The organism is Parapedobacter composti (genome assembly GCF_900112315.1).
GTDB lineage: Bacteria > Bacteroidota > Bacteroidia > Sphingobacteriales > Sphingobacteriaceae > Parapedobacter > Parapedobacter composti.
The window spans coordinates 222,785-247,168 of the sequence record NZ_FOLL01000004.1 but is presented as its reverse complement, the minus strand read 5'-3'; the positions used below and the strand labels follow the sequence as shown (position 1 = coordinate 247,168).

Below are 24,384 nucleotides of genomic sequence, written 5' to 3'. Positions count from 1 at the left end.
TGATGTACTGTTAAAATGCCTAAAGTTAGCGATAATAACGATCTGCTGTTTGCGTCTGCAAGGGCGACGAACAATTTGTATTCGTTCTAAATTAAGTGCTTTTCTTCCACTTGATGGTACAGCCTACGGCCCTTGTCACATCCGGGTCGGGTTTGCTGCCCTGCTCAAGGGCTGCTATGGCGTCTTCGATAAACTTGGTGTCGGGGCTGCCGCCCCGGCTATCGTTGTCGATCGCACCGATGTATTGTACCACCGGGACATTGTCAACTTTCTGGAGCAGGAAAGCGTGCGGCGTATGCGTGGCCCCGAAACGGCGGGTGACCACATGGTCCGGATCCAGCAGGTACGGGAACGTAAACCCTTTGTCGCCGGCCCGCTGCTGCATCTGCTCATAAGATTCGCGCGGCTCTACGCCAGCATCATTCGGGTTGATGGCGATAACGGGATAGCCCAGCGGCTTATACGTGTTGTCCAGCGCGATGATGCGGTCTTCATTAGCGACGGCCACCGGGCATGTGTTGCACGTAAAAATGACGATGAACCCCTTGGCGGCCGGATAGCTGGCCATCGATACCCACTCGCCGTTAATATTCTTCAGGCGGAAATCTTCCACGGCATCGCCGATTTGGTATCCGTTGTCGGACACGGGGCGGGCAGCCGACAGCAACACGGCCAACCCTATCCATAAGACATGTATTGTTTTCATGGCTTAATTATTTTGGTGAACAATTGATAAGTAGTCATTTTCGAGCTGCTCGTAATCAAACTCCTGCTCCCGGAAGACCTGTATGCCCCTTTGCGTATTCACAAACAGGGTAGCGGGGATGGCGCCTGACCAATGCTGGCTGATTTTCGGGATAAAATACTGTTCGTCTTTTTCGTCGAGCAAAAGCACCTCGCTCTTCAGTCCCTTTGATTCGATGAAGTTAACAACGGCATCGTGTTTTTCTTTTCTGTCTAAACTAACAAGTAGCACGCGTAAAGGTTTGGACGCGTAGGTTTGCTGCAGCCGCTCAAAATGCGGGAGTTCTGACACGCATGGCGCACACCAGGTGGCCCAGAGGTTAATCACGAACGTGGTATCGCCGCCGTTGCCCAGCCGTTGTTCAAGTCTGTTCAACGTAATGAAGGGCACCCGCTCCTGTGCTCCCGCGAAGGCGGCAGACAGCAGCAAGATGGCGGCAAGAATAACTCCTGGCTTTTTCATCCGTTGCGCTGTTTTTACGTCCTGCCGGCTGCGCAGCCGCTGCCATAGGCAGGTTGGATGATAAAGGTACGGAAACTATCATGATTTTGCAAAAGGCGCAGGACGAACGGTTACCTTGCCAAGGTTCATCCGATGGAACTACTTAACGCTGCCTGCGCGGGTGAAGTATTTGTAATACCACGTGTCATGGAGGTCGCTGATGATGACGCCCTTGGTGGTGGACACATGGACAAACTTACGGTTATGCAAGTAGATGCCCACGTGGTCGATATTTTTACGGCTGAACGAAAAGAAAACCAGGTCGCCTTCTCTCAGCTGCCGTTCGTATTTGCGTTTGACCTGTTCTGCCATGTCGCGCGACACCCGCGGCAGCGATTTGCCGTATACCTCGCGCATGAGCATGCCTACGAAAGCCGAGCAATCCACCCCGCGGCGGTCGGTGCCGCCCGTACGGTGGGGCACGCCCATCCAATCGTCGATATATTGGTAAAGTGCCGCATTCTGCAGTTCGCGCGGATGCACGCCCAGCACCTGCGCATAGCTGTTAAGCAAGCCTGCCCGTGACGTGTGTATACCCCTGGGTGCCGAAGATGCATCGGTTGCGATGACACCTTTGGCGGCCGTACGGTTGGGACGGTGCGTGGGCAGGGCGTTTTTGCGGGTGAGGCATCCGCTGAGCAGGAGGCTGCCCAATACCAACCAGAGGGAAAAGCCAACCCTTGTTCGCATGCCAATGTGTTTACTTATAAATGGCTATTTCGACGTCGCCCGATTCGGTTATCGCCCCGCGGTACATACCTGCCGTGTTGAACGGCATGGCCACGTTGCCGCGGTTATCCAGCGCGATAATGCCGCCGTTACCTCCCATATCGCCGATGTTTTTGATGACATTTGCCGCCGCGTTTGCCAGTGACGCCTGGCCGTAGGCCATCTGCGCGGCCACGTCATAAGCAGCGATTCCGCGGATGAAATATTCGCCCCACCCCGTGCAGGATACGGCCACCTGCGCATTGGCATAGGTGCCCGCACCGATGATGGGCGAGTCGCCCACACGGCCGTATCGCTTATTCGTCATGCCCCCCGTGGAAGTTCCGGCGGCCAGGTGGCCGTTCCGGTCGAGCGCCACGGCGCCTACCGTACCGTATTTATAGTCGTTGTCCATGGCCGGGTTGGCGGTTTGCTTACCGGCATCATGGTCGAGCTGCGTCCGGAGCGAATCCCTTTGCAGCACGCGTTGCAGGGCTTTCCACCGGCCTTCCGTATGGAAATAGGAGGGATCGACCAGCTCCAGTCCGGCGGATGCCGCAAACGCCTCCGCCCCCTTGCCGGTGAGCATCACATGTTCGGATTGCTCCATGACGGCACGCGCGCCCCGTATGGGGTTGCGTATGGTGGTTACCCCGGCAACCGCCCCGGCGGCGCGTGTGGGGCCCCACATCACCGAAGCATCCAGTTCGTTCCGGCCCTCATGGGTGAAAACCGCTCCTTTGCCAGCATTGAACAGCGGGCTGTTTTCCATCACCACGATGGCGGCCTCCACGGCATCAAGACTGCTCTTGCCGGCTTTCAGCTGTGTATAACCCGCCTGGAGCGCTTCGGTGAGCGCCGTGCGGTAGGCTTCTTCCCGTTCGGCGGTCATGTTTTCTTTGAGGATGGTACCCGCTCCGCCATGGATAACCAGCACGTAGCGGTTGCCCTGCGCAAAAGAGAGGGCAGCTAATAACAGCAAAAGTGACAAAATAACGCCCGTTTTGGCGGAAGTAGCGGTTGTGGTAAGTATCATTGGCAAAAGGTGTGTTAACTGGCGGCCAAGTTAGCAATTGCGTACGAAATTACCGAACGCTTCGGCTATAAATTTGGTGCCATGCCCGCATTAACCATAGTTTATGTATTTTTGCAGCATGATCATCAAATCAGCGACATTCGTCAGCAGCAATAACCGCGTAGACAAACTGCCGGCGCCCGCGCTGCCGGAATATGCCTTTATAGGCCGTTCGAACGTGGGGAAATCTTCGCTGATTAACGCCCTTACGGGCAACCGCCACCTGGCCAAGACATCGCAGACCCCCGGGAAAACGCAATTGATTAACCATTTTTTGATTAATGAAGAGTGGTATATCGTAGACCTGCCCGGGTATGGCTTCGCGAAAGTTTCCAAATCCAGCCGTGCAGCCTGGGAGAAGTTCATCCGGCGGTACCTGTTGCTGCGTGAAAACCTGCAATGCGTTTTTGTGTTGATAGACAGCCGCCACGAGCCGCAGAAGATAGATCTTGATTTCTGTTATTGGCTGGGGGAACAGCGCGTGCCCTTCATGCTGGTGTTTACCAAAGCCGATAAGCAATCACAGGCCCAATCAGACGCCAACATCGGCAAATTCCGGAAAGCCCTGCTGCAATGGTTTGAGGAAACGCCGCCGCATTTCCTGACATCGGCCGAGAGCCGGCTGGGATGTGCGGAGTTGCTGACGGCCATCGATGAAATCAATGCCAAGTTCCAACCGATTGACAATACCGACCGCCGATAGCCTATGCGTAAGTACTTTTCCCTTGTTCTGTTTGCCCACAGTATTTTTGCCCTGCCTTTTGCCATCATCGGTTTTTTCCTCGCCGTGAACACTACCGGCCATGGCTTTGACGGGTTGAAACTCTTATTGATGCTGGCGTGCATGGTGTTTGCGCGCAATGCGGCGATGGCGTTTAACCGGTACCTTGACCGCGATATCGATGCCGCCAACCCGCGCACGGCCATGCGCGACATCCCCGCGGGCCGTATCAGTGCCAGGCAGGCACTGCTCTTCACCATTCTGAACGGCATCCTGTTTATTGCAGCCACCTGGTTCATCAACCGGATTTGCTTTTACCTTTCGCCGGTGGCGCTGGCCGTGGTGCTCGGGTACAGCTATACCAAGCGGTTTACCCCCTTGTGTCACCTGATCCTGGGGTTGGGGTTGGGGCTGGCACCATTGGGCGCATACCTTGTGGTGACCGGAACATTCCATATTGTACCGGTACTGTACGCGCTGGCCGTGCTGACGTGGGTGGCCGGGTTTGACATTATCTATGCGCTGCAAGACGAGGAATTTGATCGGGCACATGGCCTGAATTCCATCCCCGCCTGGCTGGGGAAGCGCAGGGCATTACGGGTATCGGAAGGCCTGCATGTGCTGTCTGCGCTGCTCGTGATAGCGCCGATGTTCTTTGTTCCGCTGGGCGTATTTTACATCATCGGGGTGATTTTCTATAGTTTGCTGCTCATCTACCAGCACCGGATTGTGAGCCCTTCGGATCTGAGCCGGGTAAACCGGGCCTTCATGACCACCAACGGTATTGCCTCGGTGGTGTTTGCCTGCTTTTTCTTGCTGGACGTGGTTTTTTGATTTGCCAATCCCTGAATAAATCCCTTTATTTGCAAAAATCTGAAAAAATCAATGGCGAAAAATTTACTGATTGTAGAATCTCCGGCAAAAGCGAAAACAATAGAAGGGTACCTGGGCAAAGACTTTTTGGTGAAGTCAAGCTATGGACATATACGCGATTTGGTAAAAACGGATGATGCAATTGATACCGCCAATAACTTTAAACAAAAATATGAGGTTCCGGCTGATAAGAAAGCTGTAGTCAGCGAATTAAAGAAGTTAGCTAAAGAAGCAGAGACCGTGTGGCTGGCGTCTGACGAGGACCGCGAGGGGGAGGCCATCTCGTGGCACCTGTATGAAACCCTCGGCCTTAAGGACGACAAGACCAGGCGGATAGTTTTTCATGAGATTACCAAGCCGGCCATACTGAAGGCCATTGAAAGCCCCCGGAGTATTGATTTCAACCTGGTGAACGCCCAGCAGGCACGGCGGGTGCTTGACAGGCTGGTGGGTTTTGAGCTTTCGCCGGTCTTGTGGAAGAAAGTGAAGCCGTCTCTTTCTGCCGGGCGTGTGCAGTCGGTAGCGGTTCGCCTGATTGTTGACCGTGAGCGGGAGATTAACCGTTTCCAGCCGGAAGCGGCCTTCCGCATCGTCGCCATTTTCCATACGGGCAACCCGAAGGAATCGTTCAAGGCCGAGCTGCCCCAACGTTTTCCGGACATGGCGGCAGCAGAACGTTTTTTGGCAGACTGCGCGCAGGCGGAATTCCGGGTGGCCAGCCTGGAGACCAAGCCTTCCAAGCGCAGTCCGGCCGCGCCGTTTACCACGTCGACACTACAGCAGGAGGCCAGCCGGAAACTGGGATTTTCCGTGGCGCGCACCATGACCGTTGCCCAACGGCTGTACGAGTCCGGCCGCATCACGTACATGCGTACCGACTCAGTGAACCTGAGCGATACGGCCCTAAGGGGGGCCGAGCAGGAAATCAAGGCGGCCTATGGTGAAAAATACCACAAGCGCCGCCAATATAAAACCAAGGCCGCGGGCGCTCAGGAAGCGCACGAGGCCATCAGGCCAACCTATTTCGAACAGCACACCATTGAAGGCGACAATGCGGAGCGACGGCTGTATGAACTGATTTGGAAACGGGCCATCGCCTCGCAGATGAGTGAGGCGGAATTTGAAAAGACCACCGCCCGGATAGGCATTTCTACGCGCAGCGAAGAATTGGTGGCCAACGGCGAGGTAATGCGTTTCGATGGATTTCTGAAGGTTTATTTTGAATCTACGGATGACGAGCAGGACCGGACGTTGGACGACGACACAGACAATGCGTTGCTGCCGCCGCTGCGGAAAGACCAGCAGGTGCAGCTGAAGCAGATGACGGCCACGGAACGCTTTTCGCGGCCGCCTGCGCGGTATACGGAAGCCAGTTTGGTTAAAAAGCTGGAAGAACTGGGCATCGGCAGGCCGTCTACCTATGCGCCTACCATTTCTACCATCCAGAACCGCGGCTACGTAGTTAAGGAAGACCGCGACGGAAAATCCCGCGATTACCGGGTGCTGGAGCTCGAATCCGGAAAGGTGGCTACCTCTACGAAAACGGAAATTACGGGGGCCGAAAAGGCCAAGCTGTTCCCTACGGACATCGGCGTAGTGGTGAATGACTTTTTGGTGGAGCATTTCAAAGGCATTGTTGATTTCAACTTTACCGCCAAGGTGGAGAAGGAGTTTGACGAAATAGCCCAGGGCATGAAGGAGTGGACCGATATGCTCCACAGCTTCTACGGGCCGTTCCACAATGAGGTGGAGAGCACCATCAAGCATGCCGACCGCGCCACCAATGAGCGTGAGCTTGGCATTGACCCCGAAACGGGCAAACGGGTAAGCGTTCGCATTGGCCGCTTCGGCCCGATGGTGCAGATTGGCTCGCCGGACGATGAGGAAAAACCCCGGTTTGCGAGCCTCCGGCCCGGACAGATGATAGAGACGCTGACCTTCGAGGAGGCGCTCGACCTGTTCAAGCTGCCTAAAAAAGTAGGAGAGTTTGAGGGTAAGGAGATGACGGTGGCCATTGGCCGGTTCGGGCCATACATCCGCCATAATAATGCGTTTTATTCGTTGCCCAAAGATATGGATCCGCACGACGTGACCACCGAAGCGGCCATCCAGATTATCCAGGACAAACGGAAGAAAGACAGCGAGAAAATCATCAAGGTGTTTGATGAAAACCCCGAAGCACGCATCGAAAACGGGCGTTGGGGGCCGTTCATCCGTTTCGGCAAGCAGAACATCAAAATACCAAAAGGTACCGATGCGCAGGCCATTACGTATGCCGATGTGCTCCAGTGGGCCGAAGCGGATGAGAAAAAGCCCAAAAAACGCGGGAGAAAGTAAGAGTGTATGAAAAAGGATTTGCCTGAAAACATCGTCCGCGATATCTTCATCGCCGTGGTGCTGGAAAGTGAATCGCCGGCGGGGAAAGTGTGGAACGTATACCTTATCAATGACAAGACGGTTACCATCAATAACGTGATGGTGAGCTCCAAGGGGTATGGCGTAAAAGATGAAAAGGAAGTCAAAACGTCTGTGTTACGGCATTTCATCGGCGATATCGATCCGCATGACTATGCCCGGATTGAGGCCATAGACGAGCAGGTGTTCGGGCTCACCAATGAGTATTGGCTAAGCTATTACATCGACGGGACCATTTATGACAAAAAATATATTTTCCTCCCGGAGAGCATCATCGATGAAAACCTGGTGAAGGTGCCGGTATTGAACAAGCCGGGTGTGCTGATAGGGGGAAACAAATGATGCCATGGCCAGGACAAACAAAATCATAGCCATTGACGGGTACTCTTCCTGCGGGAAAAGCACGCTGGCCAAAGCGCTGGCCAAAAAGCTGGGCTATCTTTATGTAGACAGCGGTGCCATGTACCGAGCGGTTACCCTGTATTTTATCCGCAACGGGGTTCCCCTGGACGACGGCCGCAGGGTTGCCGAAGCGTTGGATGACATCCACATCGACTTCCATATCGAACCAGACAGGACCTGGATATCCCTGAACGGGGAAGACGTATCCGACGAAATCCGGCAGATGTATGTTTCCGATTTTGTAAGTGAGGTCAGTGCGCTCCGCGCGGTGCGCAAAGCCATGGTGGCGCAACAGCAGCGCATGGGGGCTGACAAGGACATCGTGATGGATGGGCGGGACATCGGGACCACCGTGTTTCCGGATGCCGACCTAAAGCTCTTCATGACGGCCGACCCGAAGGTGCGTGCCGAGCGCCGTTTCCTGGAGCTGGAACGCAAGGGCGAGAACATAACGTTGGAGGAAGTGTTCGAGAACCTGGCCCACCGGGACTACATCGATACCACGCGGCAGGAAAGTCCGCTGGTGCGTGCGGCCGATGCCATCGTGTTGGACAATACCGACCTGAATGAGCAGGAGCAGTTACAGTTTGTGCTTGACCGGCTGTAACTGCCCCCGCTGAAATACTCCGGTTTACTTCTGCCGCCCCGGGTAAGCTTCCAGCCCTTTCTGCAGGCAGGTTAACGCTGCTTCCAAATCATTGATGTTTAGCACATAAGCCAACCTAACTTCATTCTTGGGCGCGTCCGGCGAGCTGTAAAAGCCACTTGCCGGCGCCATCATCACCGTGGCGTTGTTGTAGGAAAAGTGCTCCAGCATCCACTGGCAGAACCTGTCGCCATCATCGATGGGGAGGCGGGCCACCACGTAGAATGCACCGCCGGGGTTGGGGCAATATACGCCGTCTATCCGGTTAAGCCCTTCGACGAGTGCATTCCGCCGGGCCGTATATTCTTCTTTGACGGCATCAAAATAAGACTGGGGTGTATCCAGTGCGGCTTCCGCGGCAATCTGTGCCACGGCAGGCGGACTGAGCCGCGCCTGGGCAAACTTCAGTGCGGCATTCCATAAGGCCTTGTTTTTTGTAATCATGCAGCCCAGGCGCGCACCGCAAGCGCTGTACCGCTTGGAAACGGTATCCAATATGACGACGTGCTCTTCGAGCCCCTCGAGGTGCATGGGCGACACGAATTCCCGTCCGTCGTAACAGAACTCCCGGTAAGCTTCGTCAGACAGCAGGAACAGGTCGTGCTTGAGGCACAGGTCGCGCAGGGCTTCCAGCTCCTGCCGCGAATAGAGATATCCAGTGGGGTTGTTCGGATTACAGATGGCGATGGCCTTGGTCTTTGCTGTAATCAGCTCCTCAAAAGCCGCAATCGGCGGCAGTGCAAAGCCGTTGTCGATATGAGCGAGGATAGGCTTGATGGTAATGCCCGCCGAACAGGCAAAGCCGTTGTAGTTGGCGTAGAACGGCTCGGGGATGATGATCTCCTCACCGGGGTTGAGGCAAGCCTGCATGGCAATGGTGATGGCCTCTGAGCCACCGTTGGTGACCAGGATATCGCGGGCGGTAATGCCGTAGCCCAGCGCATTATAGTAGTTGCTTAATCTGGCGCGATAGTTCGCTGTGCCTTCAGACGGGGTATACGCCCACACCTTGAAATCGATATGCCTGATGGCGTCCAGCATGACCTGAGGGGTTTCGATATCGGGCTGACCGATGTTAAGGTGGTAAACATGCTTGCCCTCCTGTTTGGCTTTATCAGCGTAAGGCGTGAGCTTGCGGATGGGAGACGCCGGCATTTCCCGGCCTTTAATGGATATAGACGGCATAGTGTTATGTGATTTTTGCTGCAATATTAAGCATAGCTTTTGATTTAAGGGCATAAAAAAACCGCTAAACGGATAGCGGTTTCTTTATTTCCGTGAATGCGGCTTTCTAATCTGTTACTTCACCTTTGATGTAAAGGGTTTTAACCGGTGTTTTGGTGTTTGACCGCACGGTGAAGTTCTTGGTGAACGGCTGTTTGACCTTGGCGTCATAAGTGACCTTGATGGTGCCTTTATCGCCGGGTTTTACCGGGGTTTTAGTGAATTCAGCCACGGAACAGCCGCATGAAGGTTTTACTTCACTGATAATGATGGGTTCCGTACCCACGTTCGTGAATACAAACTCGTAAGAAACCGGCTTGTTTTGCGGGATTTTACCGAAATCATGGGTTTCCTGCTCGAATTTGAACTCTGCCTTACTGTTCTGCTGGGCCAATGCAGTGGCGCAGGTGAACGCAACCAGCACGGCACATATTGTAGCAATCTTTTTCATCATCTTTCTTTCTTGTTTCAGTAAATGATATACAAATTTACTGTTTTAGAATGAGAGGGTCAAAAAATGTTCCAAAAACTGACGGCTTGCAACGGATTTGCTACAAAGGCAGGAATTGCGGACAGGCTTTGCCGGTGTCGGTCTGCTGTCCGTAAGCTTGGGTCCGCTGCGCTTTGCTGGTGCCTGAAGGCTTGCTATGCAGCAGGCTGGACATAAACGGGACTTGGATTTGCCGCTATATTCGGATTGTCTTTATATTAGAGGCGAGAAACACGAAAAACAAAAATAAGCATTACGTTGACATCAACCGGCATAGGCACAAAGCCGCCCGTTGGGGTATTGCCTAAACGGCCACAGGTTTAGGGGCGGCGGACCCGATGGGAGGGGGGCAAAAGAAAAAGGTATGATCAAATTTTTATCACTCATAACAATTGTGGTTATTGCCCAAACAGGTTACTCACAAATCTATACTGAAAAGCAAACCAGGCACCGATTTGCCCAACTGAATCTTGGACTTGATGTCCAATCAGGTTTGGGAGGCTCGACCCGGTATTTTGACACACAAGGCAATATACAGTCCCTCAGCTTAGGCAATAACTACTCCCCAAGATTCCTAATTGGCGGGACACACTTTTGGGGATACGCTGATTTTTACATCGCTATTCCTCTATATAGGCAGACCGTTGAAAAAGAAAACCAGGAAGTTACCGCCATCCGGGGAGTAGAAACCGTATTCAAGTATTATCCCCGGCGAATAGAAAACCATAAAGTCAGACCGTTTATCGGTACCTCACTTGCCCCTTTTTTCTTTGAGCAGAAAAACAACAACTTCGAATATCCAAATGGCCCCGAGTTAAGCCATACGAGCTTCCCATTACTGACCGGCATAACCTACAGTTCAAAAAATCATCTGTTAGAGTTGGGTTTGGCGTGGAATTATCGGAATAGACAGGACTACTATATTTCAAAAGAACAGGTAACGACTGTAAATACGCCGCCCGTCTATGCAACGCTGTCTTATCGGTATATGCTTGAAACCACCATAAGTGCGGAAAAGGACTGGGAATCAGGAAGAACCAAGGAAATTACAGACATATTAGCTGATAAAGGCAGGTTAAACGGATTCTATTTAGGTGTAGGTATTTCGTCGGCATTTTGGCTAACGCAAAGCGGTTATAATAAAAACCAGCGACCTTATATCGGTACATACGGTATATCCCTCATGCCGGATTTTACAATGGGTTATTATCTGCATAAACCAGACGTGAATTTGGCGGCGGGATACAGAGGATATGGAGCATCTACGGACACCTACGGCACGGCACAGCAATTAGCAAGAAGATCATTTTTGATTGAAGCGACCAAATCGCTGTTTGATTATCACGGATTTGTCCCATTTATTGGGCCGGCCATTAGTTATGAAAACCTTTCTTTTTACGAAGACTTTGAAGGCACAAAAACTTATGATGTTAAAGAAAACAAAATTGGCTATGGTATGACCCTGGGGTGGGATATCCGACCGAACAGGATACAATCCTGGATTTTGAGGACAAACCTAAGGTGGTATCCCCATCTTTTTCTTGAAGTTGAACCAAATACTAAAATGTCGTTTAACAATTTAGAGTTTAATTTCATCCAACTCATCATCTACCCGAACCGTATGATAAAGCGAAAGCCCACCGGTTAATAGTCAGGTACGTGGTCCTGCACCGACCTGCCAAACCATTCGCATGGCATAGGCCAGCACCCAGCCCGTAACGACAAGCGGTGATTGCGGATGCATGATCGCCGCCCTACGGAATATTCAGGTACTTATGGGTCTGCAATGAGATTTCCCACTTGGGGTGCGCCTTCACGTACTCGACGATAAGCGGTGTCATTTCCTTTTCGCGCGACCATTCCGGCTGGAGGTACAGGCGGCACGACGGCGGCACCAGCGCGGCGTGCTTTTCTGCCCATTCAAAATCGCTCTTGTTAAAAACAATCACCTTCAGTTCGCCGGCCGCGGCAATGACGTCCGGCAGGGGCCACTTGAATTTTTTGGGTGAAAGGCAGATCCAGTCCCAGTGCCCGCTCAAGGGATAGGCTCCGGATGTTTCGATGAACGTTTTGATTCCGGCCGCTTGCAGTCCGCGGGTCAGGTAATCCAGGTTATACAGCAGCGGCTCGCCGCCGGTGACCACCACGGCCTTGGACGGGTATTGCTTTGCCTGCTCGACTATAGCATCAGCCGCGGTAAGGGGGTGCAGTTCGGCGTCCCAGCTTTCCTTGACGTCGCACCAGTGGCAGCCCACATCGCATCCGCCCAGGCGGATGAAATAGGCGGCCTTGCCGGTGTGGTAGCCTTCGCCCTGGATGGTGTAAAAAGCTTCCATCAGCGGTAATCGGGTGCCATCGTCGGGAATCTGGTGTGCCATGTGTTTTTTTAAGGGTACAAAGGTACGGAATTTGGCTGACGATAGCGGTTTTTTCATGGATTGCCCATCAATAATTTGCAGAAAGGCTACTCGATTGGGGTGAATAGTTGTTTATGCAAATGGACGCGGTTTAAAAGCTGCGGATAAAAAAAATCCATTACTATTTTTTTTTATGCTATAGTATAGTTATGTTTGCAATAACGTTGTCTTGAAGACTACGTTAACCAATTTTAAATTGCAAATACATTAATATACATTAATCTATTTCAAAAATAGAACCGTTATCGCGGATAGGGAATTAAGTCTTTCGTTAAATTTTTGGTAGTTTACTAAAACGTTTTCGCTAAAAACTAAAACGTTTTATGTAGCCCAAAGAAGTTTCCGAATAGACCATCGATGATGTGCCAATATACCGATGATATGTTACGGGATAAACCTAATACAATTACAATCCAATCTATACCTCGCCATTTCCGGGTTATGGGAGAGATGAGGTTTGAAGTTTGCGATAGCAAAAAACTAAAACGTCATAGTATCAAAATTAAAGGAAATGTAAATTCATAAACCAAATGAAAAATTTGAAAAACCTCTACCATTTTGCGTTGAGCGGATTAATGCTCGCCTTCCTGGTCTGCTGTAAAAAAAACATAGATCGCGAAGAAATCCGGATAGGTAATGTTGCCGGCATTGTCAAGGATGGCAATGGTGAACCCATTTCAGGAGTACAGGTCACGCTGTCAGGGATAAACGAAGAGGATAAGGTAACCACGAGCGGGAGTGATGGGAGGTATATCTTCGAAAATGTAGCTTATAAGACTTGGGCGGTCACTTTCTCGAAAGATGGATGGTTGGCGGTTAGCCTGACGGTTACGGCAAACAGGTTCGACGACGCGGGTTTAGCCACCGTTGATGTGGAGCTGGTTAATGCCTCCGCAAAGATTGTGGGTACGGTAGTGGATGCCCAGAATGATGGTGAACCGCTGTCTGGGGTAACGGTCTCCGTTGGCGGTGCCACAAGGGCTGTTACCACCGGAGATGACGGGACATACGAAATAAGCAACCTGGTTGAAGGTGATTACAATATTAGCTTTAGCAAAGAAGGGTATGTGACCCTTGTTCGTGCCGTTTCAAGCACTGATTTTACCGATGGTATTGCAACCGTAGACGTCCAGATTGGAAGTGAAGAACTGCTCCGCGGCTTGACCGCCCTCGACCTTCGAAATGCAGATAAATGGTATTATAATGAATACCGGGGAGGAAGGAATGCTGATGCATACCCGCATTGGGACTGGGCATGTAACTACATGTGCGCGCTTGATTTTAGGGGTGCTTGGGAGGAACAGAACGAAGGGACCACACTGCAGATTCGCAACAATGGCGATGACCGGAATAATCCTGCGGATATGGACATGTTTGATTCGTTCGTATACGGCAGCAAATTAATTACCCAAGAAAACAGGATTCTCTCGTTGAGGGTTCAAACCCATAATGCAGATGCGGCTGCGCCGGCCTATTTCGGTGTACAGGTCATTGACCTTAATGCCCCCCAGCCGAAGGCGGAGAAAGTAGGCTCAACCCGTACCTACGGCTCTGGAAGCTATGCCGATTTTGATTTCGACCTGAGTGCGTATGTAGACAAAGAGGTTATCATTGCCATTGGAATCTATAGGCAATCTACCGGCGATTATTGGAAGCAGCTTGTTTTACGTGCCATCCGGTTTGCCGACAGAAAAGTGGAAAACTGGGACTGGTTGCCGGGAACCGAGGTTGTCAGCGGTTGGAAACTTTCTCATGAAACCGTGAGATCAACCATGCCGCACACGAAGAAATCGTTTACCGGAATCAGTCCGGTAAGTGGTAATCGCGACAACTATGTCGGCGCATACCGGGCATGGAGGGGGATAGGTCACGTTGCTGCGGAGTGGATGTTCATGCCATTGAGGAAAGATCCGGAAGTGTTCCCTTCTGAAGGATACATCATCAAGACCCGGAACACCCCCGAGGTGGACACCGAAGTGCCGGAAGCATACCTCTATTCTAAATTTTCAATTGCGCCCGGAAATAACCGGTTAACGCTTAGTGCCCGCAATTTCGGAAGCAACTTTACGTATTTTAAGCTTACCGCAATTGAAAACAATGGAACGGTGACCCACCTTGCGCCAGCCTCCAATACGGCCGATGAAGCGGAACCGGCGAGCGATGGTTGTTGGAAGTTTAAGCATGGTAGTGGCGGAGCGAGTGACCCTGAGGGATACGCCTTGTTTAGCTACGACCTTTCGCAATTCAACGGCTCCGATGTGACCTTGGTGTTGGGTGTGTATAACGGGGAAGCCAATACCGGAGAGAATAAGCTAGCAATACACAGTATTAGATTGGATTAATTCAAATAAAATTTAACGGGATGAAAAAAAGTATGATTATCGCGATCGGAAGCCTTTTGTGTTTCTTTTCCTATGCCTGTAATAAAATGAAAGATGATGATGACATACGGCCTCCGGTGGAAGAGCATCTTGCCGCAAGGTCGCTGACCCGTGCCATGGAGATTACCGATAGCGCACTCGGCGCTTATTTTACGGGAAGTGGGATGACAATGGCAAGGTATTATAACCCGCATACCAACAGACGGTCGGATGAAATAGGAAGTATATGGATGTATACAAGCGCCATCGAGGCTGTTACAGCAATCCTTCACGCGTTGGAAGCGGAAAAGGAGCATGGCGACGCTTCGCGTTATAATGCGCATTTCGACCGATATGAGGCAGAATTGATGAAACTTTACGATGCGGCCGATTTCTACCTTGGAACCTTTACGCTAACTTCCTATACCGGCACGAACGAGTGGACGGTGTACGGCGTGCATCGCGCAAACTCCAAAGGTGCGGCTAGGGTAGAAGGAGTTGAAAACGTTTACGATGATCAGATGTGGCTGATCCGCGAATTTCTCCAGGCGTATAAGGTAACCGGCAATAACTTGTTTCTCGAAAAAGCGGAATACCTCACAGCGTATGTGCTCGATGGCTGGGACTGCACGTTTGATGCGAACGGGAACGAGATAGGGGGGATTCCATGGGGCCCCGGATATGTTACCAAGCATGCTTGCAGCAACGGCCCAATGGTGAGTCCGTTGGTTTGGCTGCATGAACTCTACAAAGGGAAAAGCGATGAGGTAACCCATCATTACATCGATCCAGCAGATCGGAGAACCAGGAAGGCCGTGCAGATGAGCAAAGGCGAATATTACCTCATGTTCGCGGAAAAAATCTATGAATGGCAGAAACAACACCTTCTCCGTAATGACGGCGTGTATGATGATATGATGGGTGGCTGCACTCCGGGAAGCCCCCAGTTGGAGCAAATCGACGGTGTTAATTACCGCAGGGGAATCACGTGCCGCGACCGAGTGGGGCCGGCCATCACCTACAATAGCGGTACGATGCTGTCGGGTGCAGCCGACCTGTACCGGGCCACGGGAAATGATAAATACCGTGCGGATGGTTCTGTATTGGCGGACGCCAGCTTCTCCTACTTTGCAAAGAAAGGGGCAAACCTGCCTGATTATTATACCTTCGACATCAGCGGGTTCAGGAACTGGTTCAACGGCGTGCTGATGCGGGGATACGTTGATTTTTATCCGGCCTATCAAGGTACGGAAACATATATCGACGCTTTTCAGAAAAATCTTGATTACGCGTATGAACATTTTCTCCACAACGGATTCCTGCCCACAAACCTGTTGGTGGGATGGAATCGGGATAGGGGTAAAAACGATACCGAGGGGATGTTTACTTTCGCTTTTGCGGCAGAATACGCGGTTTTGTCGCGGTATGAACTGACCAAATAAAAAATCAATAGCGTTAAAAAGAACCGTTATGATTAAGAATCTAAGTATTGAAAAGAAAATTTTTCCGCATGCAATCGTGTTTGCGCTTCTTCTTATCCCGGCTGTATCGCTGGCACAAGAGATCACCGTGACAGGGATTGTTATCAGTAGCGATAATGAACCGCTTGTGGGCGCCACCGTGACGGTAAAAGACGGCACGGCGAAAACCGGAACGGATAGTAATGGCAGGTACACCATTAATACAACGCAGGACGCCGTGTTGCAATTCCACTACCTGGGGTTTGTCATGAAGGAGGAACCCGTGAACGGTCGCACCGTGATTAATGTAACACTGGAGTATGAACACCAGACGCTCGACGAGGTGGTGCTGGTGGGTTATTCCACACAACGAAAGGTTACCCTAACGGGTGCGGTATCGGGAATAAAGGGCGCCGAGATGATGCAGACGAGAAACGAGAACCCTCAGAATATGCTCACCGGTCGTGTCCCCGGTGTAAGGGTTTGGCAACGAAGTGCGGAACCTGGATCTTTCGCCGCCAACTTCGATATCCGGGGTTTGGGCAGTCCGTTGGTGGTTATTGACGGGGTGCCGCGCACTACGGCAGACTTCCAGCGGCTTAACCCCAATGATATCGAAGATGTATCGGTATTGAAAGACGCCTCTGCCGCCATCTACGGCGTGCGGGCCGCTAATGGGGTAGTGCTTGTAACTACGAAAAGAGGAACGAGGGAGGGACGGACAAACGTGGCTGTCAATACCTCTTACACCTTTCAACGGCCGTCGGGATTGCCGGTGCTGGCTGACCCTTATGAAACGATGACCATCTACAATGAAATGGCAATGAACAATATAAACGGGGGTAATATCGTGTTCACCGAGAACGATTTTGAGGCCTTTCGTACGGGTGCACGCCGCACGACGGACTGGACGTCTCTTATCTTTTCGGATTATGCGCCGCAAGCCCAGCAGGACCTGAGTATCACGGGAGGAAGCGATAAAACCCAGTATTATATCGGGTTTGGCCATCTTTACCAGGAAGGTTTCTTCAAATCAGGGGATTTAAATTACAGCAAAGTGAATCTCCGGTCGAACATCAGTACGGAGATTTCTAATGGCCTGACCTTTGATCTTAACCTGAGCGGAGTGGTGGACCAACGGAATAGCCCATACTCCAGTTCGGTGGATATTATCCGGAACTATTGGCGACAGGGTGTGCTCTTCCCCGCGTATGCCGATCCAGAAAATACGATGCTCAACCACGAGGGACTGGACCTTGAGGAGAATACTGTGGCGAAGATGACTTCCGACATTTCGGGGTATCGCAAGCATGGCCAGAAACATTTTCAATCTTCTGCCAGCCTCAATTACGATTTCGGCGCACTAACGGATGTCCTGCAAGGCTTATCAGCAAAGGCGTTGGTAAGCTATGATTACCGGACGGATGATAACCATATAAACCGGAGAGAGTATTACCAGTATGCATATAATGCTTTGACCGACTCGTATGAAGCGAAATTGTATAACAACAGTTCTCCCAACCAGATCCGGAGGGAGATGTTCAATAGGCGGCAGGTTCTGGGACAGTTCATTGCAAATTACGACCGGACGTTCAGCAGTAAGCATCAGGTGACCGGGTTACTGGGCTGGGAAGTACAAAAACATACCGGCGATAATTTTTATGCGCAACGCGATCTTGCCTTCGGCATGGACTATCTCTTTGGCGGGGTTGATGAGAACCAGTTGGGAGGCATGAGCAGCTCATTGAATGACGTTTACCAACTGGCTAACGCCGCGCTTTTCGGACGGGCTAACTATACGTTCAGCGACCGGTATATAGCTGAAGCGCAGTTCCGCTACGACGGCTCATCGAAGTTTGCCCCTGGTCATCAATGGGGATTCTTTCCTTCTGCATCGGTTGGTTGGCGTATCTCGGAAGAGCCTTTCTTCAGAAATTGGGCGCTGACATCATTCGTAGACCAGTTGAAGCTACGTGCAAGCTATGGCGTGTTGGGAGATGACGGCGAACTGCAATTCGACTGGGCCACCGGCTATGTATATCCCGCCACGTCGGGAAATGCGGCACAGGGATATTACAACCAGTATGCTCCCGGATATATTTTCGGAAACGAATTCGTGTATGGCGTTTCAACGCTGGCACTCCCTAACCAGATGATCACGTGGTTTACCGCCCACACGTTAAACGTCGGGATTGATTTTGAAGGATGGAACGGCCTTTTTGGTTTTTCAGTAGATTATTTCGAAAGAGAAAGGAAAGGACGTTTTGCGCGCCGCACGGGTGACCTTCCGACCGTTGTGGGTGCTACCGCCCCCCGGGAAAATCTCGACAGTGACAAACATTTCGGGATGGATGTCGAAATTTCACACCGGAACAGGGTAGGCGAGCTATCCTACCGGGTGAAAGCAATCGGAACAATTACTCGTCAGAAATATCTTGTCGCGTCTGAAAACGGGCCATACGGAAATTCCTATGATAAATGGCGGAATGATAACCTGAACAACCGTTTCCAGGGGATGCAGTTCGGTTATCAAGGGGTGGGACGCTTCGAGAGCTGGCAGGACATATGGAGCTACCCAATATACAAAGATCGCACGATCTTGCCGGGTGATTATAAATACCTCGACTGGAATGGCGACGGGGAAATCAACGGTTTGGATGTACATCCCATTGCGTTTGACCAAACGCCATGGTTAAATTATAGTCTCGTGTTTGATGCCAACTATAAGAAGTTCGATATCAGTTTCCTGCTGCAGGGTTCGGCTCTCGGCTCCATGGAATACAAGGAACCGCTTTATTCAATCTGGGGAACCAATGGCGGTGGGACACTCGAACAATATGTAGACAGGTGGCGCCCGGTTGATCCACTGGCCGACCCTTGGGATCCTTCTCTGGAATGGATCAGCGGTTATTACGGATTCACAGGCAACTATCCGTTTGCAAACTCTACGTTTAACCGCGTGAGCACGGCCTATCTTCGGCTCAAAAGCATCGAATTGGGGTATACCCTCCCGAAATTTCGGGCACTTCCATCGATGGACCTGAGGGTATTCGCCAACGCCTATAATTTGTTGACCATTACGAATGTTAAATTTGTTGACCCTGAGCACCCCGATGATGATTTAGGACGGATGTACCCGTTGAACAAAACATTTACGGCCGGGCTTTCACTCAACTTTTAGTTCCAGAAACAATGATGAAAAAAGTATATAGACTTGCGCTGGTTATTTCCGTTTTATCCACCTCATGTGTGGATTTGGATATCCCACCGACGAACATTATCGGTGATGAAGACCTGTTGACCAACGAATCAGGTATGGAAGTCTACCTGGCACGGATGTATAGCCATATGCCCTTCGAAGATTTCAAGTACATGGCCCAATGGGGGGTGGAATTTAATTCGTGGCTGGGCGCGATGGGTATTGAGGGAACGGGCGAGGCCCTGAACCGCGATGGGATAAGCACGGCTTTTACCGGGGAACGGACACCTTACTGGAGTATGGCCATGACACTTTTGAGGGATGCCAACTACTTGATTGAAAACCTTCCGCTCCACGAAGATGCATTCCCCGAGAGCAGGTATAACCACTATCTTGGTGAAGCATACTTTGTAAGGGCATTCGTGTTCAGCGCTATGGCCAGGCGATTTGGAGGTGTACCGCTGGTGACGAGGGTTATCAATTATCCTGCAGATCCGGAAGCGCTGGAGGTACCGCGGGCCAGCGAAGAGGAGACCTGGAATCAGGTACTTGCCGATTTTGACCAAGCCGTTGAACTGTTGCTGCCGACAAGCCCAAAAAGAGGTTATGCAAACCGGTACGTTGCCCTGGCGTTTAAGTCGGAAGCAATGCTGTATGCCGGAAGTGTGGCCAAATACAATGAAACGGTCCCGGGCCGTCTCACCGGATTGGGGGAAAAAACCGGGGTACGGGTAATCGGCTTTGCGGAAAACTCATGGCGGGCGGCATCGATAAAATATTTCAGAGAGGCCTATAACGCTGCCCAGGAAATTATAAAAAGCAGAAACTATTCCCTTTATAAGAAAAGATGGGTCGCGAATGATCGGGAGGCTCAATACCAGAACATGGTGGATATGTTCAGCGATTTGGAAAGCCCCGAGAATATCTATGTGAAGGAATATTCTTTCCCCGTGGCTACGCATGGGTATGATGCCTATAGTGCACCGTTTATCTTTAAAGCCCCACTCGCGTCAGGAACATGCCCCACGCTCGATTTTTTGGAGCTGTTTGAAGGGTTTGACCGGTATCCCGACGGAACAATCAAGGTGACTACCGGCAACTCCAACACGCAAGGGCAGTACCTATTATATGACACGCCGCTCGATTTTTTCAAGGATGCAGAGCCGCGTTTACGTGCCTATGTGATTTTCCCGGGCGACCGATTCAAAGGGACGGACATCGAAATACGGGCAGGCGTCTATACAGGTGCCGAGCCGATACAGCCCCTGTTTAATGACTATTCTTACCAAGCAGCTGAAACGAGGTATCAGCACCTAAATGCCTATAGGGCGAATCCTAAAACCCTTTACCTCAGCCCCAGGGAAGGGAGCAGCCAAGAGGTGGTTACGTACAACGGGACGCAGATGACTGCTGCCGGTGCTAACGGGCCGTTCTTTGATAACGGTGAAGGGTGTTTGACCGGTCTTTATGGCCGAAAATGGCTGAACCCTGATCCATCTTTCGAGGCAGGTGAAGGAAGATCGGACCAACATTTTGTGCTGATGCGGTATGCCGAAGTGCTTTTGAATGCTGCCGAAGCTGCCGTTGAGCTCGCGCTTGCCGGTGAGCCGTCCCCCGATGGAGCGGACCTGATGCAAGTGGCTACCCAGGCGATCAACGATATCAGGGAGCGAGCAGGTGCATCCTTACTTTCCGGCGCAATTACACCGGACGAGAACGGCCGGAATATTGTAAGGAAGGAGCGGCGCAAGGAGTTGGCACTGGAACATAAATCCAAATGGGATATCCGCCGATGGCGAGTACAGCACTATGAAGGCAGGGACGGCTTCTGGGGTGAATACAGAAACAAAGACGCCTTCAGTAACAACACGCGTTATCGTTTCCGCGGACTCTACCCATTCTTCTCTACCGAAAGCGGGAAGTATTTTTTCGACGCCCGGTTCCAATGGGTTAGCTTGAAGACTTTCGAATACAATATCGTGGACTACTATTTTGCCATCCCTGGTGGGGAAGTGTCGAAGAGCCCCGTCATAGATCAGCAACCCAACAGGTAATGAATCGTTTAAAATAGCACTAATCACATGAAACAGTTAACCTTTTTTATTTTGTTGATATCTTCTTTCTTTTTGGCTTCCTGTAGTTTGTTCGAGTTGGACAACTATGATGCTCCCGCCGAAACATTATGGGGCGAAGTGGTGGATGTGGCTACCGGTGAACGGGTGCTGACTGACCAGGGAAGTGAAGGGATCAGGGTACGTCTCATTGAAACCAGTTGGGGAGACAACGTGGTACCTAATCCCGATTTTTTCTGTATGCCCGACGGAACGTTCCAGCACACAAAACTGTTCAAAGGAAGATATAATGTCCAAGTAGATGGACCGTTCATTCCCTTATTGAGGGAAGATGAACGCGGTGTTCCGCTCGCCGACGAAACAAAGGACATCGACATCGAAGGAGTGACGAAAGTCCGGTTTGAAGTGCAACCGTTCCTTAAAGTAGAGTGGGTGGAAGAACCGCGCGTGAGCAACGGCAAGATTCAGGCGAAGGTGCGAGTAACCCGTGCGGTTTCGGAAAGTGAATTCCGTGAGAAAATAGAACCGATGGGTGGGTATAGCAGCAGCTTTCAAAACATGACGGATATTCAGCTTTTTGTAAGCTATTCTGCTACGGTTGGATATCGTGCACGGGATGAACGTTGGTCGAGCGCAATTGAATATTCCGGTTCATCTTTCAACAGTCTGTTCGGCGAGGCAATCACCATCGAGTCCAATGGGACCATCCCGTCCGGACGCATCGTTTTTATCCGTGCGGCAGCCCGTATCAATTACGATACACCCAGGGGCAGCGGAACCAGACGATGGAATTATAGTGAACCGATAGAGGTGATGGTGCCGTAACTTCAAAAAACGCTTATGAGAACGTTAATGACCGCAATTTTGGTTGGACTGGCGCTTCAGCTTTTCGCCCAAACTGAACAACAAATCCGTACTACTTTTCAGACCTCGAGGGAGTGGAGGCCCACCATTGACGTGCGATCGGATGCGGTGATGGTATACGGGGTTGGAGGTAACCCGTCTGATCGGTCAGGGAGAGTGCCTTTCGAAGAGCGGGTGAAATCTTGGAGAGAAAGGGGATATGTTACCCATTTCATGACTGGCATCGCCTGGGGGCAATACCAGGATTATTTTACGGGAGAATGGGACGGGAAGATGCATCTCGATGAGGGGCAGGTGCAACAAAACGGCGATACCATTTGGCATGGGCGCATGGTGCCTTATATCGTGCCTACGGAAAATTTTCTGAACTACCTGAAGGAACGGCACATCAAACGGGTTATTGATGCAGGAATTGACGTTATTTTTATGGAAGAACCCGAGTTCTGGGCTAGGGCCGGTTATAGCGAGGCGTTTAAACGAGAATGGAAGACGTATTACGGATTTGATTGGAGACCCCAGCACGAATCGCCGGAGAACACTTACCTGTCCAATAAACTGAAATATCACCTCTATTATAACGCCCTTGATGAGATCTTCTCCTTTGCGAAGCAATATGGAAAAAGCAAAGGGATGGATGTGAAATGTTATGTACCCACGCACTCGCTGGTAAATTACGCGCAATGGAAGATTGTCAGTCCGGAAGCAAGTCTTGCCTCACTCCCGTCAGTGGATGGGTACATCGCTCAGGTATGGACAGGTACCGCCCGCGAGCCCAATTATTTCAACGGGACGAGGAAAGAACGGGTCTTTGAGACGGCATTTCTGGAATACGGCTCAATGGAGTCCATGACGGCCCCTACGGGGAGGGAAATGTTTTTCCTCACGGACCCTATTGAAGATTGGCCACGTGATTGGGTCGATTATAAGAAGAATTATGAGGCGACATTTGCGGCCCAATTGCTTTATCCGAGTATCGACAAGTTTGAGGTAATGCCTTGGCCGGAGCGGATCTATGAAGGATTATACAAAACCAGTCCCGATAGCGATAAAAAAGAACAAATACCGAGACATTATTCCACACAGGTTCAGGTAATGATCAATACGTTGAACCATATGCCACGAACGGATAATCGGCTGAACGGATCCGACGGTATTGGCGTGCTGATGTCGAACTCCTTGATGTTTCAACGTTTTCCCGAACATAACGGTTATAATGATCCCCAGTTGTCCAATTTTTACGGTCAGGCACTTCCGCTGCTAAAGCGGGGGGTGCCGGTGCAAACCGTCCACATGGAAAATCTCTCTTACAACGAAACACTGAAAGATATAAAAATCCTGATTGCATCCTATTCTGGGATGAAGCCGATGGATGAACAGTCACATGGTTATCTTGCCGAATGGGTCAGGGGCGGCGGGGTGTTGGTCTATTGCGGGAGGGATAACGATCCGTTTCAGAATGTTCCGGAATGGTGGAACAGCGGGGAACATAATTTTGCAACGGCCTCCGAGCATCTTTTTAAAACGTTGGGCTTGGACAGGCCGTTCGAAGAGGGGGAACATGTGGTCGGTAAGGGAAAACTATGTATTCTGCGAAACGATCCCAAGGAATTCGTTCTCGCCGAAAATGGCGATGCCCGTTTTATGGATTTGCTGCAAAGAGTCTACAAAGAACTGACACATGACGAGCTTCATTTTAAAAATTATTTCAGTTTAAATAGGGGACCTTATCGGGTTATTTCCGTTCTGGACGAATCTCCTGATCGGTCGCCATATGTGGCTGCTGGCAGCTTCATTGATCTTTTCGACCCCGAGATACCGGTGCTTAAGACGAAAGTGGTGAATCCTGGCGAACAGGCCCTGCTTTATGACATCAGTTCCATAAAAGACAGGATGAGACCTCGTGTATTGGCCACAGCTGCGCGCGTCAGCAAGGAGAAAGCGGAAGGCAACGGTTTTACCTTCATCGCAAAAAGTCCGCTGTATACCACCAACGTGATGCGCATTCTCTTACCAGCGAGGGCTACCCGATGGGAAGTAACCAGCAGTACCGGACAAGCTGTTGAACACAGCTTCTCTTGGGATGAGGAAAGCGGAACGGCCTTTCTAAAGTTTGAAAACAGTCCGGACGGGATCTCCGTGAAGCTAGCATGGTAGAACCATGGCTATTGGAGATCGGTATATCCGGCATGATTTAGCTATTCGTTGTTCCGAT

General features: G+C 51.0%; 19 protein-coding genes. 12 read left to right on the top strand and 7 right to left on the bottom strand.

The genetic code is table 11. The annotated features are described in order from the left end of the window. Positions 1-91 precede the first annotated feature (91 nt). The 4 genes from BM030_RS07125 to BM030_RS07110 all read right to left on the bottom strand — a co-directional run bounded on the left by BM030_RS07125 (position 92) and on the right by BM030_RS07110 (position 2,990). Positions 92-706 (bottom strand): thioredoxin family protein, encoded by a 615-nt coding sequence (locus BM030_RS07125; RefSeq protein ID WP_090972657.1) that lies wholly within the window; start codon positions 704-706, stop codon positions 92-94. Between the two features lie 3 nt (positions 707-709). Then, a complete protein-coding gene (locus BM030_RS07120) occupies positions 710-1,207 on the bottom strand; it encodes a TlpA disulfide reductase family protein (protein ID WP_090972654.1) in 498 nt (165 codons plus the stop codon). 138 nt (positions 1,208-1,345) lie between these two features. Continuing rightward, entirely contained in the window at positions 1,346-1,936 is a 591-nt protein-coding gene (locus BM030_RS07115) for a C40 family peptidase (RefSeq protein ID WP_090972652.1), read from the bottom strand. Positions 1,937-1,946: 10 nt separating this feature from the next. Continuing rightward, positions 1,947-2,990, bottom strand: a complete 1,044-nt coding sequence (locus BM030_RS07110; RefSeq protein WP_090972650.1) for an isoaspartyl peptidase/L-asparaginase family protein — start codon at positions 2,988-2,990, stop codon at positions 1,947-1,949. Positions 2,991-3,108: 118 nt separating this feature from the next. Here BM030_RS07110 and yihA point away from each other — a divergent pair, with 118 nt between their 5' ends. The 5 genes from yihA to cmk are packed head-to-tail and all read left to right on the top strand — an operon-like array spanning position 3,109 to position 8,047. After that, the gene (gene yihA / locus BM030_RS07105) at positions 3,109-3,732 is read left to right on the top strand and encodes a ribosome biogenesis GTP-binding protein YihA/YsxC (protein ID WP_090972648.1); all 624 of its coding nucleotides are present in this window, start codon (positions 3,109-3,111) and stop codon (positions 3,730-3,732) included. Between the two features lie 3 nt (positions 3,733-3,735). Beyond that, entirely contained in the window at positions 3,736-4,584 is an 849-nt protein-coding gene (locus BM030_RS07100; protein WP_090972646.1) for a UbiA-like polyprenyltransferase, read from the top strand. A 51-nt stretch (positions 4,585-4,635) separates the two neighbouring features. Continuing rightward, positions 4,636-6,960 carry a type I DNA topoisomerase gene (gene topA / locus BM030_RS07095; protein WP_090972644.1) on the top strand — a complete coding sequence of 775 codons (2,325 nt, stop codon included), beginning with the start codon at positions 4,636-4,638 and terminating at the stop codon, positions 6,958-6,960. Positions 6,961-6,966: 6 nt separating this feature from the next. Continuing rightward, positions 6,967-7,380 (top strand): hypothetical protein, encoded by a 414-nt coding sequence (locus BM030_RS07090; protein ID WP_090972642.1) that lies wholly within the window; start codon positions 6,967-6,969, stop codon positions 7,378-7,380. A 4-nt stretch (positions 7,381-7,384) separates the two neighbouring features. Beyond that, positions 7,385-8,047 (top strand): (d)CMP kinase, encoded by a 663-nt coding sequence (gene cmk, locus BM030_RS07085; protein ID WP_090972640.1) that lies wholly within the window; start codon positions 7,385-7,387, stop codon positions 8,045-8,047. A gap of 24 nt (positions 8,048-8,071) precedes the next feature. Here the strand turns inward: cmk and BM030_RS07080 are convergent, their stop codons facing one another. Further along, a complete protein-coding gene (locus tag BM030_RS07080; protein ID WP_090972638.1) occupies positions 8,072-9,271 on the bottom strand; it encodes a pyridoxal phosphate-dependent aminotransferase in 1,200 nt (399 codons plus the stop codon). 106 nt (positions 9,272-9,377) lie between these two features. Then, positions 9,378-9,761, bottom strand: a complete 384-nt coding sequence (locus BM030_RS07075) for a DUF1573 domain-containing protein (RefSeq protein WP_090972723.1) — start codon at positions 9,759-9,761, stop codon at positions 9,378-9,380. A gap of 403 nt (positions 9,762-10,164) precedes the next feature. On the opposite strand from BM030_RS07075, the gene BM030_RS07070 reads away from it, so the two are divergent. Next, on the top strand, positions 10,165-11,448 hold the full coding sequence (locus BM030_RS07070) for a hypothetical protein (RefSeq protein WP_139215832.1): 1,284 nt from the start codon (positions 10,165-10,167) through the stop codon (positions 11,446-11,448). 106 nt (positions 11,449-11,554) lie between these two features. Here the strand turns inward: BM030_RS07070 and BM030_RS07065 are convergent, their stop codons facing one another. Further along, positions 11,555-12,178: a 7-carboxy-7-deazaguanine synthase QueE gene (locus tag BM030_RS07065; RefSeq protein WP_090972721.1), complete on the bottom strand. Its 624-nt coding sequence runs from the start codon at positions 12,176-12,178 to the stop codon at positions 11,555-11,557. 569 nt (positions 12,179-12,747) lie between these two features. On the opposite strand from BM030_RS07065, the gene BM030_RS07060 reads away from it, so the two are divergent. Genes BM030_RS07060 through BM030_RS07035 form a run of 6 tightly spaced genes read left to right on the top strand, consistent with a single transcriptional unit; the run spans position 12,748 to position 24,326 of the window. Then, positions 12,748-14,559 carry an MSCRAMM family protein gene (locus BM030_RS07060; protein ID WP_090972634.1) on the top strand — a complete coding sequence of 604 codons (1,812 nt, stop codon included), beginning with the start codon at positions 12,748-12,750 and terminating at the stop codon, positions 14,557-14,559. A gap of 32 nt (positions 14,560-14,591) precedes the next feature. After that, positions 14,592-16,019: a glycoside hydrolase family 76 protein gene (locus BM030_RS07055; protein ID WP_211657542.1), complete on the top strand. Its 1,428-nt coding sequence runs from the start codon at positions 14,592-14,594 to the stop codon at positions 16,017-16,019. Between the two features lie 28 nt (positions 16,020-16,047). After that, entirely contained in the window at positions 16,048-19,218 is a 3,171-nt protein-coding gene (locus tag BM030_RS07050) for a SusC/RagA family TonB-linked outer membrane protein (RefSeq protein WP_090972630.1), read from the top strand. An 11-nt stretch (positions 19,219-19,229) separates the two neighbouring features. After that, the gene (locus BM030_RS07045) at positions 19,230-21,290 is read left to right on the top strand and encodes a RagB/SusD family nutrient uptake outer membrane protein (protein ID WP_211657541.1); all 2,061 of its coding nucleotides are present in this window, start codon (positions 19,230-19,232) and stop codon (positions 21,288-21,290) included. Positions 21,291-21,317: 27 nt separating this feature from the next. Next, positions 21,318-22,133, top strand: a complete 816-nt coding sequence (locus BM030_RS07040) for a DUF3823 domain-containing protein (protein WP_090972626.1) — start codon at positions 21,318-21,320, stop codon at positions 22,131-22,133. A 15-nt stretch (positions 22,134-22,148) separates the two neighbouring features. Then, positions 22,149-24,326: a hypothetical protein gene (locus tag BM030_RS07035; protein ID WP_211657540.1), complete on the top strand. Its 2,178-nt coding sequence runs from the start codon at positions 22,149-22,151 to the stop codon at positions 24,324-24,326. The last annotated feature ends 58 nt before the right edge of the window (positions 24,327-24,384 follow it).

What these genes read in the sequence shown, in the direction of transcription:
- BM030_RS07125 (WP_090972657.1), bottom strand. Translation starts at nt 706, where the DNA reads ATGAAAACAATACATGTCTTATGGATAGGGTTGGCCGTGTTGCTGTCG.
- BM030_RS07120 (WP_090972654.1), bottom strand. Translation starts at nt 1,207, where the DNA reads ATGAAAAAGCCAGGAGTTATTCTTGCCGCCATCTTGCTGCTGTCTGCC.
- BM030_RS07115 (WP_090972652.1), bottom strand. Translation starts at nt 1,936, where the DNA reads ATGCGAACAAGGGTTGGCTTTTCCCTCTGGTTGGTATTGGGCAGCCTC.
- BM030_RS07110 (WP_090972650.1), bottom strand. Translation starts at nt 2,990, where the DNA reads ATGATACTTACCACAACCGCTACTTCCGCCAAAACGGGCGTTATTTTG.
- yihA (WP_090972648.1), top strand. Translation starts at nt 3,109, where the DNA reads ATGATCATCAAATCAGCGACATTCGTCAGCAGCAATAACCGCGTAGAC.
- BM030_RS07100 (WP_090972646.1), top strand. Translation starts at nt 3,736, where the DNA reads ATGCGTAAGTACTTTTCCCTTGTTCTGTTTGCCCACAGTATTTTTGCC.
- topA (WP_090972644.1), top strand. Translation starts at nt 4,636, where the DNA reads ATGGCGAAAAATTTACTGATTGTAGAATCTCCGGCAAAAGCGAAAACA.
- BM030_RS07090 (WP_090972642.1), top strand. Translation starts at nt 6,967, where the DNA reads ATGAAAAAGGATTTGCCTGAAAACATCGTCCGCGATATCTTCATCGCC.
- cmk (WP_090972640.1), top strand. Translation starts at nt 7,385, where the DNA reads ATGGCCAGGACAAACAAAATCATAGCCATTGACGGGTACTCTTCCTGC.
- BM030_RS07080 (WP_090972638.1), bottom strand. Translation starts at nt 9,271, where the DNA reads ATGCCGTCTATATCCATTAAAGGCCGGGAAATGCCGGCGTCTCCCATC.
- BM030_RS07075 (WP_090972723.1), bottom strand. Translation starts at nt 9,761, where the DNA reads ATGAAAAAGATTGCTACAATATGTGCCGTGCTGGTTGCGTTCACCTGC.
- BM030_RS07070 (WP_139215832.1), top strand. Translation starts at nt 10,165, where the DNA reads ATGATCAAATTTTTATCACTCATAACAATTGTGGTTATTGCCCAAACA.
- BM030_RS07065 (WP_090972721.1), bottom strand. Translation starts at nt 12,178, where the DNA reads ATGGCACACCAGATTCCCGACGATGGCACCCGATTACCGCTGATGGAA.
- BM030_RS07060 (WP_090972634.1), top strand. Translation starts at nt 12,748, where the DNA reads ATGAAAAATTTGAAAAACCTCTACCATTTTGCGTTGAGCGGATTAATG.
- BM030_RS07055 (WP_211657542.1), top strand. Translation starts at nt 14,592, where the DNA reads ATGATTATCGCGATCGGAAGCCTTTTGTGTTTCTTTTCCTATGCCTGT.
- BM030_RS07050 (WP_090972630.1), top strand. Translation starts at nt 16,048, where the DNA reads ATGATTAAGAATCTAAGTATTGAAAAGAAAATTTTTCCGCATGCAATC.
- BM030_RS07045 (WP_211657541.1), top strand. Translation starts at nt 19,230, where the DNA reads ATGATGAAAAAAGTATATAGACTTGCGCTGGTTATTTCCGTTTTATCC.
- BM030_RS07040 (WP_090972626.1), top strand. Translation starts at nt 21,318, where the DNA reads ATGAAACAGTTAACCTTTTTTATTTTGTTGATATCTTCTTTCTTTTTG.
- BM030_RS07035 (WP_211657540.1), top strand. Translation starts at nt 22,149, where the DNA reads ATGAGAACGTTAATGACCGCAATTTTGGTTGGACTGGCGCTTCAGCTT.